Source organism: Streptomyces chlorus, from assembly GCF_042655885.1.
Lineage (GTDB): Bacteria > Actinomycetota > Actinomycetes > Streptomycetales > Streptomycetaceae > Streptomyces > Streptomyces chlorus.
On record NZ_JBHSOA010000016.1, the window covers coordinates 1 to 13,649 of the forward strand.

Here is a 13,649-nt window from a genome sequence, read left to right on the forward strand (position 1 = left end):
ACTGTCCAGATCACCCGCGGCGTCCAACTCCACCTCCTCGATCTCCTCGGCACCGACATCGGACAAACCCGCTGGCCACAGACCTGAAACGGTGACCCGCGAAGTCCGAGCCTAGACGTGATCGCCGCTCCGGCCCCCGCCGACGGCGCCGCCTGGAGGATCGACCTCCCGGCCTCGAAGTTCACCAGCCTGAGCCAGTACCGCGTCGGCATATGGGCAGATGACGACTACTGCCGGGTCGACTCCGCTACCCGTGGTCTCCTCGACCAGGTCGCCCGGCTCGTCCGCAGCGCCGGAGCCACCGTCGACGACCGCTCCCGGCCCGTAGAGCTCGTCATCAGCGACCGGCTGTTCCAGTCCTTGATGTACGCCACCGGGTCCGCGTCCGCGAGCGACGAGGCATTCGCCGCCGACTGTAAGGCCGCCGACGCGCTCACCGACGACGACCCCAGCGCCCTCTACCTCAAGTCACGCACCATGCGGCATCGCGACTGGGCGCGCGCCGACGAGGACCGCCAGAAGCTGCGCGGCCGGTGGGCCGATTACTTCGCCGAGCACGACATCCTCATCACGCCGGCGGCGCCGACCGCGGCCGTCGACGACCAGACCTCCGTCCCGTCGCCCCAGCGGTACATCACCGTCGACGGCGAGCGGCGTTCGTTCTTCGATCAGACGAGCTGGATCAACCTTGCCGGGCCTGTGGGCCTGCCGTCGATCGTGCTTCCGGCGGGCACCACGAGCGCCGGCCTGCCGCTCGCCATCCAGATCATCGGACCGTACCTGTCCGACCGGACCCTGATCGCCGCGGCCCAACAGCTCGCCCGCATCCTCCCGACCCCTGCGGCCCCGCCCGCCTTCACCGCCTGATCAAAATAATTTTTGCCCAATTGGGCAACACCCCCGGCGCGGGGGCGTATTGATCCGAAACGCTTTGGGTTCAGGCTCGTTGGCCGTGCGTGAGTGATCTGGTGGGGGATGCGCGGACCTGGTCGCCGGACGCGCAGGAGGCCGTGCGTCTGCCGGCCGTGTCCGCGCTGGTGGAGGGCCGGGACCGGGTAGAGGTCGCGGCCCTGTTCCAGGTGTCGGTCAGGGCCGTGGACCACTGGTGGGCAAGGCGGCAGGCGGGTGGACGGGACGCGCTGCTGTACCGTCCGCGGGGCCGCCGCGCGGGGGAACATCAGGTGCTGTCCGAGGCCGAGCAGGCCGCCGTCCGTCAGGCCGCCCGCGCCCACACCCCCTCCGGCCTGGGGCTTTCCGGTCAGCTGTGGACGCGGGGGCTGATCGGCGAGCTGATCTTCCAGCTGTACCGGGTCCGCTTCACCGAGCCGGGGGTGGGCACGTACCTCAAGCGGTGGGGGCTGACGTTCCAGCGGCCGGACAAGTGGGCGGTCGAGCAGGATCCGGAGGCGGTCCGGATCCGGCGCGAGGAGACGTGGCCGGCGATCCGGGCCAGAGCGAAGGCGGAGAACGGGGAGGTGCTGTTCGCCGACCAGGTCGGCATCCGATCGGACCAGGTCACCGGCCGCACCTGGGGAGCCAAAGGCACGACACCGGTCGTGCACCGCACCGGGAACCGGTTCTCGGCGAACGCGATGTCCGCGATCAGCACCAAGGGGCGGATGCATTTCATGGTCTTCACCGAGTCGTTCGACGCGAAGGTCATGTGCCGGTTCCTCGCCCGGCTCGTCGGGCACTTCGACCGCAAGGTCCACCTGGTCGTCGACCGGCACTCGGCCCACCGCTCGAAGACGGTTCGGGCCTGGCTCGCCGACCACAAGGACCAGGTCGAACTGCACTTCCTGCCCTCGTACTCACCCGAGCTGAATCCGGACGAGCTGGTCAACGCCAACCCCAAACACAGCCTGCCCCACACCCACCGGGCCAGGAACCAGACCGAACCCGCCGCCGAAACCCGCAGGTTCTTCTACCGCCGACAACGCCAACCTCGCATCGTGCGCGGATACCTCGGCGGCCGGCACGTCCGCTACGCCACCGACGAGTGAACCCCATGAGTTTCTGATCAATAAGTCGGTCCGCTCTGTTCCTCGACAAGCCCAGGTTCAGCCCGTAGTGGTGCTGGAGGATTCCGCAGATCTGAACTCCGGACTGAAGGAGAAGGCTAAATCGGTCGGCGTTCTCGTCGAGAAGATCAGGGATGTCCCTTGTTGAGACGCGGACCGGATCGGCCAGCATCAGCGGCTCGTCCTCTCCGCGCGAGCGGAGGTGAGCCATAGCCGATCTGTGTGAGGGTGGCGCCGATGTCGTCTTCTCTGCACGAGCAGAGGTGATCCGAAGGCTAGGTCAACCAGGCCAGAGCCGTCCTCGTCCTCCCCACCAAGGTGGAGTGACCTGGTCTGGAATGTCGGAATCAAGATCGCCCGTCAGTCCTTCCCGCCGACGCGGGGGTGTTCCGCCCTCACCCGCTATCTCGACAAGGGGCGCCGTCAAGTTGGTTGACCGGGTGGGATGATCTTCGGGTTGATCAGGCTGGGAGAAGTCCTCTGTGGACAGCGCGCCGTCGTACAGGGGGCATCGGTACCTGGTAGAGGTGATCTCCCCCTGTGTGTGGCTGTACTTCCGCTTCCCGCTCAGCTTCCGCGAGGTGGAGAAGCTGCTGCTCGCCCGCGGGATCATCGTCTCTCACGAGACGATCCGGCAGTGGTGCGACCGGTTCGGCCCCCGCTACGCCGCGGCCCTGCGCCGCCGCCGTCCCCAGGCCGGCGACACGTGGCACCTCGACGAGGTGTTCGTGAAGATCAACGGGGTGCGGCACTACTTGTGGCGGGCCGTGGACCAGGACGGCACCGTGCTGGACATCCTGGTGCGGTCCCGGCGCAACGCGACGGCCGCGAAGCGGCTCCTGGCCAAGCCGATGAAGAAGCAATGCCGGGTGCTCCGGGTGCTGGTCACCAACAGGCTCCGCTCCTACGGCCTCGCCCACCGGGAGCTGATGTCCTTGGTCGGACACCGGCAGTCGAAGTACCTCAACAACCGGGCGGAGAACTCCCGCCAGCCCACCCGGCAGCGCGAACGCCCGATGAAGGGCTTTCTGCTCCGCCACCGGGACACGGCGGTTCCTGTCCGTGTTCGGCGCGATCTCACCGCACTTCAGGCCCCGACGCCACCGCCTCACCGCCCCTCAGTACCGCGCCGAGATGCACCGCCGCTTCGAGACCTGGAACCAGATCACCGGTAGCACCAGCCTGCCCACCGAGGCCTGACCCGGCCCACCACACCCTGACATCCCATCAGCCAGACACGTCATGGACAACTTGACAACGCCGCTCAGCTGTCTGGGCCTACTGCCGCGCGGGCTGCCTGCTGCGGCTCCACCGCCCTCCTCGGCACCAAGACGGCAAGGGTGCTGCGTGCTTCACGCCGCAGCGTGCGGCGCCGAGCAAAGGTCGCAGTCAGAGCGAGGATCGAGACCGTGCCCCCGTAGAACACAGCAGCAATCGTGGAGAGGAGCCCGACCGTCATCGGGCACGCACCTTTCTTCCCCCGTTCGGCCCGCCCGGCTCACAGCCCGGGGTGGGCGTTGATGCGTTTCCTCCCCACCATACGTGCGCCGTCAACTCTCCCTGCGTCCAAACTCATCACTGTCCGGGAGCCGTCTATGGCTACGGCCGCGTGCCGATTCCCGCCGAGGGGCGCGTCGGGCGGACGCCTCTCGGCGGCGCTGGCGGCGAATCGTCAGAGCTGGCCGGACTCGGCGATAGTGATCTTCGCGGAGGTACGGCCGCTGGAGGAGCCAAGGGCCTCGATCTTCTTGACGAGGTCCATGCTCTCGGTGTCGGCGACCTCGCCGAACACCACGTGCTTGCCGTCCAGCCAGCCCGTCACGATGGTCGTGATGAAGAACTGCGAGCCGTTGCTGTTCGGGCCCGCGTTGGCCATGGACAGCAGGCCCGGCCGGTCGTGCTTGAGGGTGAGGTTCTCGTCGGCGAACTTCTCGCCGTAGATGCTCCTGCCTCCGGTGCCGTTGCCCCGGGTAAAGTCGCCGCCCTGGAGCATGAAATCGGGGATGACACGGTGGAACGACGAGCCCGCGTAGCCGAAGCCCTTCTCGCCGGTCGCGAGGGCGCGGAAGTTCTCCGCCGTCTTGGGAACCACGTCGTCGAACAGGTTGAAGACGATCCGCCCGGCGGGCTCGTCGTTGATGGTGATATCGAAGTAAGCCTTGGTCGTCATGCCCCCATCCTGACATTCCGCCGGGTACCGCTCGCCTACTACCCTGCCGTCGCCCGGGCCCGGCGGTAAGACCGCTGTGCAGACCTGTGCAGTGGCCCTGACCCGGTGTACAGCATGAGCGCATCAGTCACCGAACGAGCGCGGACACGCCCGCTGGCCCGTCGCCGACCCGCGCTGCCCGGTCTGCTCCCAGGCCGTCCTGCCCGGCAGGGCGTGCGGGAACAGGCTGTGCACCGTGCCGGTCGAGCAAAGGGGCTTCTCCCGCGTCGACACCGTAGCCGTGTACTCCGGAGCCCTCCGCGACAAGATCCACCGACTCAAGTACGCCGGGGCATACGGCTGGGCGATCATCTTCGGCCGGCTCCTCGTCGGCTGGATGGAGACCCCCCGAGCAGATGGAGGGTGTCGACCACGTCGTCGGCAACCCGACCCAAGCCGGCCGCCAACCCTTCCAGCACACCGAGGTGATCATGGACGCGGCCTACACCAAGAACGTCCCCCGAGCATTTCCGCTCAGCCCGCCGGGCGCGCATCGCCTGGTCAAGCAGACCGAGACGCTGCCCCTGCCGAAAACCTCATCCACCCTGGTGGGAGGCGGTGCGCGGGGTCTCGCGCGCGGGCGCTCGAGGGGGTGCTCTCGCGTACCTGGTGATTGTCCCGACATGATGGTCGGTCGTGCTGCTGCGACTGGCTTACCCGACCGGACCCAAGCGTTCGCCATGGTCCGCCTGTTACCGATGAGCGACCGGGACAAGGACGCGGAGATCCTCGCCCTGCGCCATCAGATCACGGTGCTTCAGCGTCAACTCGGCAAAGACAGGGTGCGGTTCGCCCCGGGCGACCGGGCGTTCCTGGCGGCGTTGCTGCACCGGCTGCCGCCGGAGGTGCTGCGCCGGATACGGCTGGTGGTGCGGCCGGATACGGTGTTGTGCCGGCACCGCGATCTGGGCGCACGCCGCCACGCTGCCGCTTCCCGGCCGAAGCGCTCGGGAAGGCCGCGGACCGTGCGCTCCATCCGGCTCTTGGTGTTGCGGCTTGCGCGGGAGAATCCTGGTTGGGGGTATCGCCGCATCCACGGCGAACTCCTCGTTCTCGGGATCAAGGTGGCTGCCTCCACCGTCTGGGAGATCCTCCAGGAGGCTGGGATCGACCCGGCACCAAAACGTGCTTCCCGCACGTGGGCGGACTTCCTGCGCTCCCAGGCCGACGCCCTGCCGGCGTGCGACTTCCTGGAGACGGTCACGCTGTCCGGGGCGCGCCTGTACGTGTTCGCGGTGATCGAGCATGCCGGCCGGCGGATCCGGATCCTCGGCGCCACCGCGCCACCGCGCACCCGAGCGCCTCCTGGGTGACGCAGACAGCGAAGAATCTCGTCATGGACCTTGAAGACGCCGGCTGCCGGGCGCGGTTTTGATCCGGGACCGCGACGTAAAGTTCCCCTCGCTGTTCGACGCGGTCCTCGCTGAGGGGGGGGATTGAGGTGGTGCCCAGCGGGGTGCGGATGCCGCGCATGAACTTGATCATGGAACGGAGGGATGCAGACCTGTCGGCGCGAGCTGCTGGACCGCATGTTGAGCTGGAACCAGCGGCATCTGCTGCACGCCTTACGCGAGTTCGAGGACTTCTCCAACTCCCATCGGCTCCATCAGGGCATCGACAACGCCCGCCCTCTGCACCCGTTGCCGGTCCCGGACAGCGATTTGGAGCAGATCGCTCGCCTCGGCATACGGAGACGTGAACGGCTCGGCGGCATCCTCCACGCGTACCAATATGCCGCATGACCTGCGCGGATGAGGTTTTCGGCAGGCGCACGGCCGGCTCGTAGCGGATCGGGCCGGTCGGCTGCCGGCGCAGCACGGCGTGCTCGTGCCGCAGCACGAGCGGCTCGGCGTCCTTGGTGGTGTCCCGGTGCGGCAGCACCGACGGGACAAAGAGCAGCTTCCGGACCATCGTGTCCGTCGGTGAGACGATCACGCGGACATGCTCCCAGCGGCCGACCCACACCACTCCCACCTGGGGCAATGACTTTTCGAGCGGCACAGGCTGGATGTGGCAAGGGGCCCGGCTGACGCCGGGCCCCTCGTTCTCGTAGCGGGGACAGGATTTGAACCTGCGACCTCTGGGTTATGAGCCCAGCGAGCTACCGAGCTGCTCCACCCCGCGTCGGTGATGCCACTCTACACAGTCACTCTCGCGGGGCGGTGCGCAGTTGCCTTCGTCAGCCGCGCACGATGTTCTCGGCCTGGGGACCCTTCTGGCCCTGGGCCACGTCGAAGGTGACCGGCTCGCCCTCGACCAGCTCCCGGTAGCCGTTGCCGGTGATGTTGGAGTAGTGGGCGAAGACGTCCGGGCCGCCGCCGTCCTGGGCGATGAACCCGAAGCCCTTTTCAGCGTTGAACCACTTCACGGTGCCGCTGGCCATGCTGCTTGTCCTTCGATATCGCCGAGAGGTCCCGGCTGGTCTGTGGGCAGGGCCGTCCGTAGCCGAAAGGCACCCGGCGTCCGTTCTACCCCGTCGGCGCGCGGTTATCCGACCTCTCCGCCGGTCACAGCGTGCCGGGTGCTGAAGCCCGGGACGGTGCAGCGCGCCACGACGGGCGGCACGACCCTCACCAGGCCTGCGCCGACACCTTCTCGGTCTCCTCGGCGCCGGCCGTCTCGGTCCTCGGGGACGCTTCTGCGGCTGCGTCGTCCGCGGCGGGCGCGGACTCGGTCACGGCGGTGTACAGCACGGTGTTCTTCTGCTTGGTCCGCTCGATGCGGCTCTTGGCGACCAGCCGCTCCAGGGTGCTGCGCACGGTGTTGATGTCCCGGGCCCGCTCGGGGTACTCCCGCTCCAGGTCGCCAACGACCTCGCTCGCAGTACGCGGCTGCCCGGCGTGCTTGCCGAGGACGCTCAACAGCAGCTCACCCAGGGCCGGTTCACCGGCCTTGGCCACCGTCGTCTTCTTCGCTGCGGGCGCCTTCTTCGCCGTGCTCCTCTTCGCGGCCGTCTTCTTGGCCGTGGTCTCCTTCACGGCCGTCTTCTTGGCCGTGGTCTTCTTCGCGGGTGCCCCGGCCGGCTTGTCCTGCCGCTGCTTCGGCACAGCCGCGGAAGCCCCAACATCGGTCGCTTCGGACGACTCGGCCGGCTCGGTGGGCCCGGACGTGTTGTCCTGCGGCTGTGCCGGCTCGTTCTCGGGCGCCTGGGCGCTGGCGCCGGCCTCGGCCGGGGCGGACACCGTCTCCAGTGCCTTCACCAGCCAGGCTTCGTCCGCCTCGAGCTGCTCAAGACGCTTACGCAGACGGGCCTGTTCCTCCCGGTTGCCCGCGAGGTGGTCGGCGAACTGGGCCGCGTACTGGCTCTGAAGACTCTGGCTGGTGGGCTCTTCCGGCTCGGTGACCACGCGGCACGCTCCTTCATACGGGGGTTGTTGCTGCCGGATGCTACTCACCCAAACGGGACCGTCGCCGCTGTCCTGGGCAAACACCACCCTCACGAACAGCCGCCCACGGCCTGCCACACCTCCCGGCACCGGCCCGCCGGAAAGGACACCGGACGCGAAACCACCTCACCGTCTCCCGCCCCACGGTCCGCCCAGATCCGACCCGCACGGACACCCTGCCCGCGCAGGCGACACTGCCGTGACCACCGGCACGCGCCGTTTCGTGTCGCCGCGCCGCACAGGCTGAGGTGGGAAAGAGCTTGAGACCGGAGTGGTCGTGATGCGTGAGGCGTACGACGGGTACCCGGCAGCGAGCCGGCTGAAGGTGCCGGCTGCGGCCTGGCGGTGGTGGCGGCCTCGAACCTGGTCCCGGCCGCCCATGCCGAAGTGGGTCTATGGGCGCGCGGTCGTCGAGGCCACAGATGCGGAGGCGCTGCGGAGACCGGCCGTTAGCCTGTAGGTATGTCAGAGCGTGTCATCCCGGGCCGCACGGGCGGCCTGATCACTCTGGGCGCCGCGGACGCTCTGTGGGCCGACTTGACGGCCCACAGCGCTGTACCAACGGCTTCTGCGGCGTTCACCCGCCCTCCCGCCGATGCCCAGGCGGGCTACGTCCTGCTCGGCGGCCGTGTGGTGGCGACGGTGAAGGCAGGCGGCGGCCAGTGGAGCGTTCCGGAGACCGAGGTACGCCGGGCGGCAGCGGAACTGAACGCGGTGGAGATGGACCGCCAGGACCTGGTCCGCATCGGTCCGTTCCGTGACGCGCCGAAGCAGGAGCACAACGAGAACACACCGCTGCGATGGCGCCGGCGCATCACCCAAGAACTGCAGGAACCGGACGAGCCCGAGCGGGCAGCACCATGTGATGGCGGCCGGCCGTACCACCTGGCGGGGATCGACTGGCGGCGGATACTCGTGGAGAAAACCCGCGACCGGACGGCGCGGACATGGTGGCTGCCGCGCGCCGTGGTCAGGCTGCTGGACGTGGCCGAGCACACCGAAACGCGGTGGCTGCAAGCCGCGCGGACCTGCCAGAAAAGCGCAACCGTCACCGAGCCGCCCTCCCACCACCGGCAGGCCCGAGCCGCCGACGGCCGGCAGACGACGAGCCCCGACTGCCCAACCGCCCCACTACGCCCGTACAACGAGGAACTGAAAGGCCACCTGTACTCGGTACTCAGCAGGAAACCCGGCACTTCCCGCAAGGTGGCCGGGTGGGCTTGCGCCATCTGCCGCACCGCACCCGCCGCCGTACTCGACCACTGCCACGAACACGGCTACGTCCGCGCCCCCGTCTGCCACTCCTGCAACACACAAGAACGCCCCGACCACCTCTACAGCAACGACATCCGCGTGGCCCACCACTACGCACGCCTCTTCCACACCCACGCCGCCGCCTGGCTCCGCCACTGGCACCGCTGCCCCGGCTGCCGCACCCGCACCACCCTGCCACTGCCCCACCTCGCCGCATGGACCGCCCACATAGCCTGCCGATCACTGCGCCCGACCCACCACGACCCCCGCGGCTCCCGCGGGCGCACACCCTGCGGTGCGCTGCGCGTGTCCTGGACCGGCAGCCACCATGCGCCCGGTTCCTGCCTGCTCACTGTCGCCGTCGACCTGTGCCCCTCGGGCGAGCACCGGGTCCTGGCGCAAGTCCCCTACCGCGAAGCCGCCGAGCGGTTTCGCACCTGGCTGGCCGAGACCGCCCCTGCCGTGGCCGCCGCGGCCGGACCCGACCGCCTGGACGGCCTCCCCGCCCGGTCCCGGCCGGTCATCGCGGACACCAGCGGTGAGGGCCTGGCGCTGTTCTGAGCGAACAGCGAGAAACCCGACACCAAAGTCAACCGGATGATGACGAGATAACGAGGACCATGATGACAAAGCCGAAGGTCAGGGCTGTCAGGCGCCGACGCAGAGCGGCGTAACGGCGGCCGTATTCGGCTCGGAGGTGGTGTGCGCCGGTGGTGGTGCGACGGAGCATCTGCCCCTGGTGAGCGGTACTCCCTGGTGTAGCGACGCGCAATCTCGGCTCCTTCGGTGTCCACGGCCCTCTCGGGGTGCCGATGACTCGGCTGTCCGCACCTCGGCGAGGTGGGCCTGGACCTCGCCGGTCGTCAGGCCCTTCGCGGACAGAGAGATCACCATCTCGTCGACGCCGGACAGGCGTTTCTGCCGCTTGCGCACGATCTTCGGCTCGAAGGTTCCGTCCCGGTCGCGGGGCACGGATATCTCGACCGGTCCGACCTCGGTGAGCACGGTCTTGCCGCGGGTGCCGTTGCGGGAGTTGCCGCCGTTCTTGCCGGCCGGGTCGTGCTTGTCATAGCCGAGGTGGTCGGTGATCTCGCCCTCGAGGGCGGACTCCAGGAGCCGCTTGGTCAGCTGCTGGAGCAGCCCGCCCTCGCCGGTCAGCTGCAGGCCCTCGGCCTGGGTCCGGCCCACCAGTTCGTCGATGAGCTGGTCGTCCACCGCCTTCGACGGCTGCGGCTCAGGCATCTCGACGGACTGGGCCTCGGACACGTTCTCACTGGTCATCGGTGCATCTTCCTTGATCAGGAGTTACACCGAACGTTTGGCTCTGTCACGTAATCGGTGGTAGCGCTGTGTGGTGATCAGTGGAGCAGGATTCGCTGGCGGAGCAGGGGGAACCCGGCTCGGCCGTGCATCTGCCTCATGATCTTCTTGGTTCGCGTATTGACGCCCTCGGTGCGGCCGTTGTGGTAGGGGGGTGGTGAGTCCGGCGTCGACGGCGGCACGATCGAGCTCAAGACCGTTCGTGAAGGAGTGCAGATGGGGTAGGTCGGCGGCGCGAACTGCCGTGATCCAGTCGGTGAGCTTCGAGTCGTTGCCCTCGGCCGGGGCCAGCAGCTGCGCAAACTCGCCTGTCAGTCTGGCGAGTTCGGCGGTCTGGGGGCAAGCCTTTGTGAGCTCCCGCAGTAGTGCGGCGTCCTTGTCACGCAGGTTCTCGGGGCGGGTGAGGAGGAGGCGGGCGAAGCGCTGCGGGGTGGTGACGGGCCGGTCGCCCTCGGCACGGCCCTGGGTGATGTAGCGGACCAGGAGGTTCGCGCTGCCGGTGTAACCCAGCTCCTTGATCTCCCGCAGGAGGTGAGTGATGGGCACAGCGGGATCTTCGCTTCTACGTCGGCGCAGGTAGTCGCGGTAGGGGTCGACGAGCGTGGGCCGGTACCGAGGCGCGCGGCGCTCGGTGGTGGGCTCCTTCATGCGGGCGTACCGCTTGACGGTGTTCAGGGCTACGTCGAGGCGGCGGGAGCATTCGAGCAGACCGACGCCCTTGTCGAGCAGGTTGTGGACCTGCTGCCAGCGCTCGCGGGTCGTCTGCTCACGTACGCCGCCGGGTCGGGCGGGGTTCACGGCGGTGGCCCAGCAGGCGGCGTGGGAGCGGACTTCGGCCAGGGCCTTGCCGCACAGGTTGGACCAGAGGTGCCACCTGTCGCTGACTTGCACCGCTTCGGGCAGGGCCTGGCGGATCGCCTCGCCGTAGGAGGCAGAGCCGTCGCGGCAGACGTACTGGGCCCCTGGGTGCTCGCGCAGCCATGCGGTCAGGGTCTGAGAGGGCGTTCTGTGAGCTTTCGCCGGGTCCTAGGTTGAGGCGGGCTGTGGTGCGGGTTGAATAGACCGCGGCAGGGTGAAGAGTCCGGGCTCGGGTTCGGTGAGGACGCCGCGGCTGACCTGGCGTTTCAGCTTGGCCCGGATACCTTCGAGAGGCAGCAGCTTCTTGCCGGTCGGGCCGATCTGGATGTGGGTGTCCGTCTGAAGGTCCTAAGCCCGATGTAGGGGCGCGTCTAGATCCCTGGACCGATGGTGGCGCATCATCGCGTGGCTAGAGTCAGATCACATGAAGATCGACAGCACGCTCGACGAGGCCTACGAACGGCTGCATCGGACCGGACCGGAATTCGAAGGCTGGCTGACCAATCACGGTCCCATGGCGGTGGAATCCATGGTCAGACGCGGACACGCGCGACAGGTCCACCGCTGGTTGGACCTCTACATGAGTCGGCTGGACGATCGGCCCCGCGGCGCCTCGCCCATCACCGCCGCCGAATGGCGCACGGCGCTCGGGGCCCCTCACCGTCTCGGTGACTGGCTTGCGTTCTTCGAACGCGAGGTGACCGAACAGCCCTGGCGCACGGTACTGGAGACGTGGTGGCCACGGCTTCTGCCCGGCATCGCGGCCGGCGCCACCCACGGGGTGATCCGCACCGGCCACGCCGTCCACGCCCTGCTGGACCACGAGGACGGACCGCGCTTGGCCGAGCTCGGCCAAGCGCTCGGCTACTGGGCGGCGCGCTGGCAGCGGGTGCCATCCGCCACCCCTTCAGGAACCGCCGACCCGGCGTCCGCTCTCGCAGGCGTTCCGCGCGTTCCCGACCAGACCGCGGGCATCAACCACCGGCTCGACCAGCTCACCGACCTGACCGGCTGGCCGATCGCGCTGGCCGCGCTGAGACCCGCCGCGGACGCCGGGCAGGCCCGGGACCTGCTGGCCGATCTGACGACGGCTGCCGCCGTGCACTACCTCCCGAACGCGCACGGCTCGCCCGTCATGCTGGTTCACGCCGCAACCGCACCCATGGCCGTCCTGCGTACCTTGCCCGCACTCCCCGGCACCCAGTGGGTCATGAGCCTGCACGCGGCCTGGGCGGCCAGCGCGGCCGTGACCGCGGCCTACACCCCCGCCGCACCCACACCTCGGCACGCCCTCCCCACCGCCCACCAGTCAGCGGAAGAGACCTTCGCCCTTGCCGTCCGCCACCAGGACGAACACGTCATCAAGCTCGCCGACACCTGCCTTGACGTTTACCAACGCACAGGCCGCCCCGATGCCCTCACCGCAGTGATTCGCGCGACCGAGCTGATCGACGCGCCCTGACGCCGCGGCTTTTAGCTTTGGCCCCAGGCAGGTTTTTTCCGAGCCTCTGCTGGTCGCGGGTCTTGGTCGGCTACTGCTGCCGGGCGAAGTTGCCGGTGTCGATCTCGGTGAGGATGCCGAGTTTGACGAGGCGTTTCAGCTTGGCGCGGGTGCCTTCGATGTTCTTCGGCAGCAGTTCGTGGTCGAGGGCTTCGCAGACGTCGCGGGCCCGGAGGGGGCCGGTGGCCTGGTTGAAGGCGGCGAGGATGCGGGGGTAGTCCGGGTGCTCGGGCAGGTCGGCCGAGGCGGCCTGGGCGGGAAGCCGGTCAGCGAGAGCGGTGACGGTCTTCCGGGTGATCGCCAGGTGCTCGAGGTGGGTCTCGGCCTCCCGCAGCCGGCCCTGCAGTTCGGTGATCTGTCCTCGCAGGTCGTCGGCCAGGGCCCGGGCAGCGTCTTCCTGGACGTCGAGGGGACTTGACCCCGGATCGTGGACACCGTTTGTTATGCGGCAGCGGCCAGCGTAATCGATCGTTGTTCGTAGGTGATCGGGCTGATCTGGCCGAGTGCGGAGTGTCTCCTTCTTGTGTTGTAGCGAGTGACCCACCGAAACACCGCAAGGCGGGCCTCGCGCGCCCCTGACCAGCGTTTCCTTCTCTGCAGGGTCTCCCGCTTCAGGCTTGCGTTGAAGGATTCGGCGGCGGCGTTGTCCGCCGAGGTTCCGACCGCCCCACGTGATCTGGTCACGCCGAGTTCGCGGCACACGTCCGCGAACTCCTTCGACGCGTACTGGGCGCCGTTGTCGCTGTGGAATATCGCCCCGTCAAGGGTTCCGCCGCGGGTACGGGCCGCAGCCCGGAGCGCATCGGTGACCAGCTCGGTGCGCATGTGGTCGGCGATCGACCAGCCCGCCAGCCGTTTCGAGCAAAGGTCCAACACCGTTGCCAAATACAGGAATTGGCCGTCGCCGATGGGTAGGTAAGTGATGTCGCCGACGTACTTGGTGTTCGGCTCGCTCGCGGTGAAGTCACGCCGCAGCAGATCGGGCACCGGCGTCGCGGACGGCTCGGGGACGGTGGTGCGGACCTTCTTACGCAGGTGCACGCCCTGCAGGCCGATCCGGGCCATCACACGCGCGACCCGCTTGTGGTTCACCTCGATCC

9 protein-coding genes, 1 tRNA gene and 4 pseudogenes are annotated in these 13,649 nt (G+C 68.6%); 6 read left to right on the plus strand and 8 right to left on the minus strand.

The features are described from left to right. Positions 1–117 precede the first annotated feature (117 nt). From ACFPZI_RS09670 to ACFPZI_RS09680, 3 genes and pseudogenes are all read left to right on the plus strand, one after another. Positions 118–867, plus strand: a complete 750-nt coding sequence (locus ACFPZI_RS09670) for an amidase family protein (RefSeq protein ID WP_381360915.1) — start codon at positions 118–120, stop codon at positions 865–867. Between the two features lie 89 nt (positions 868–956). Then, positions 957–2,003 (plus strand): IS630 family transposase, encoded by a 1,047-nt coding sequence (locus ACFPZI_RS09675; protein WP_381360917.1) that lies wholly within the window; start codon positions 957–959, stop codon positions 2,001–2,003. Between the two features lie 500 nt (positions 2,004–2,503). After that, a pseudogene (locus ACFPZI_RS09680) lies at positions 2,504–3,221 on the plus strand (IS6 family transposase). Between the two features lie 472 nt (positions 3,222–3,693). Here the strand turns inward: ACFPZI_RS09680 and ACFPZI_RS09685 are convergent. Next, positions 3,694–4,191 (minus strand): peptidylprolyl isomerase, encoded by a 498-nt coding sequence (locus ACFPZI_RS09685; protein ID WP_381360920.1) that lies wholly within the window; start codon positions 4,189–4,191, stop codon positions 3,694–3,696. Between the two features lie 675 nt (positions 4,192–4,866). Here ACFPZI_RS09685 and ACFPZI_RS09690 point away from each other — a divergent pair. Beyond that, positions 4,867–5,972: pseudogene (locus ACFPZI_RS09690) on the plus strand (integrase). A gap of 308 nt (positions 5,973–6,280) precedes the next feature. On the opposite strand, the gene ACFPZI_RS09695 reads toward ACFPZI_RS09690, so the two are convergent. The 3 genes from ACFPZI_RS09695 to ACFPZI_RS09705 all read right to left on the minus strand — a co-directional run bounded on the left by ACFPZI_RS09695 (position 6,281) and on the right by ACFPZI_RS09705 (position 7,577). After that, positions 6,281–6,354: transfer RNA gene (locus ACFPZI_RS09695), tRNA-Met, on the minus strand. 55 nt (positions 6,355–6,409) lie between these two features. After that, entirely contained in the window at positions 6,410–6,613 is a 204-nt protein-coding gene (locus ACFPZI_RS09700; protein ID WP_055628868.1) for a cold-shock protein, read from the minus strand. Positions 6,614–6,800: 187 nt separating this feature from the next. Beyond that, positions 6,801–7,577, minus strand: coding sequence for a BlaI/MecI/CopY family transcriptional regulator (locus ACFPZI_RS09705; protein WP_381360923.1), 777 nt, complete (start codon positions 7,575–7,577; stop codon positions 6,801–6,803). 501 nt (positions 7,578–8,078) lie between these two features. Here ACFPZI_RS09705 and ACFPZI_RS09710 point away from each other — a divergent pair. After that, entirely contained in the window at positions 8,079–9,431 is a 1,353-nt protein-coding gene (locus tag ACFPZI_RS09710) for an endonuclease domain-containing protein (protein ID WP_381360925.1), read from the plus strand. A gap of 263 nt (positions 9,432–9,694) precedes the next feature. Here the strand turns inward: ACFPZI_RS09710 and ACFPZI_RS09715 are convergent. Both ACFPZI_RS09715 and ACFPZI_RS09720 read right to left on the minus strand, forming a co-directional pair. After that, positions 9,695–10,151, minus strand: a pseudogene (locus ACFPZI_RS09715) (transposase); the annotation flags it as partial. Between the two features lie 77 nt (positions 10,152–10,228). Beyond that, positions 10,229–11,180, minus strand: a pseudogene (locus ACFPZI_RS09720) (ISL3 family transposase); the annotation flags it as partial. 292 nt (positions 11,181–11,472) lie between these two features. Here ACFPZI_RS09720 and ACFPZI_RS09725 point away from each other — a divergent pair. Continuing rightward, entirely contained in the window at positions 11,473–12,510 is a 1,038-nt protein-coding gene (locus ACFPZI_RS09725) for a questin oxidase family protein (protein ID WP_381360927.1), read from the plus strand. Between the two features lie 70 nt (positions 12,511–12,580). On the opposite strand, the gene ACFPZI_RS09730 is transcribed toward ACFPZI_RS09725, so the two are convergent. Together ACFPZI_RS09730 and ACFPZI_RS09735 are read right to left on the minus strand one after the other, a co-directional pair. Then, positions 12,581–13,093: a hypothetical protein gene (locus ACFPZI_RS09730; protein ID WP_381360930.1), complete on the minus strand. Its 513-nt coding sequence runs from the start codon at positions 13,091–13,093 to the stop codon at positions 12,581–12,583. After that, on the minus strand, positions 12,991–13,649 hold a 659-nt coding region (locus tag ACFPZI_RS09735; RefSeq protein WP_381360933.1), incomplete at its 5' end, for an IS3 family transposase. The genes ACFPZI_RS09730 and ACFPZI_RS09735, both read right to left, overlap by 103 nt.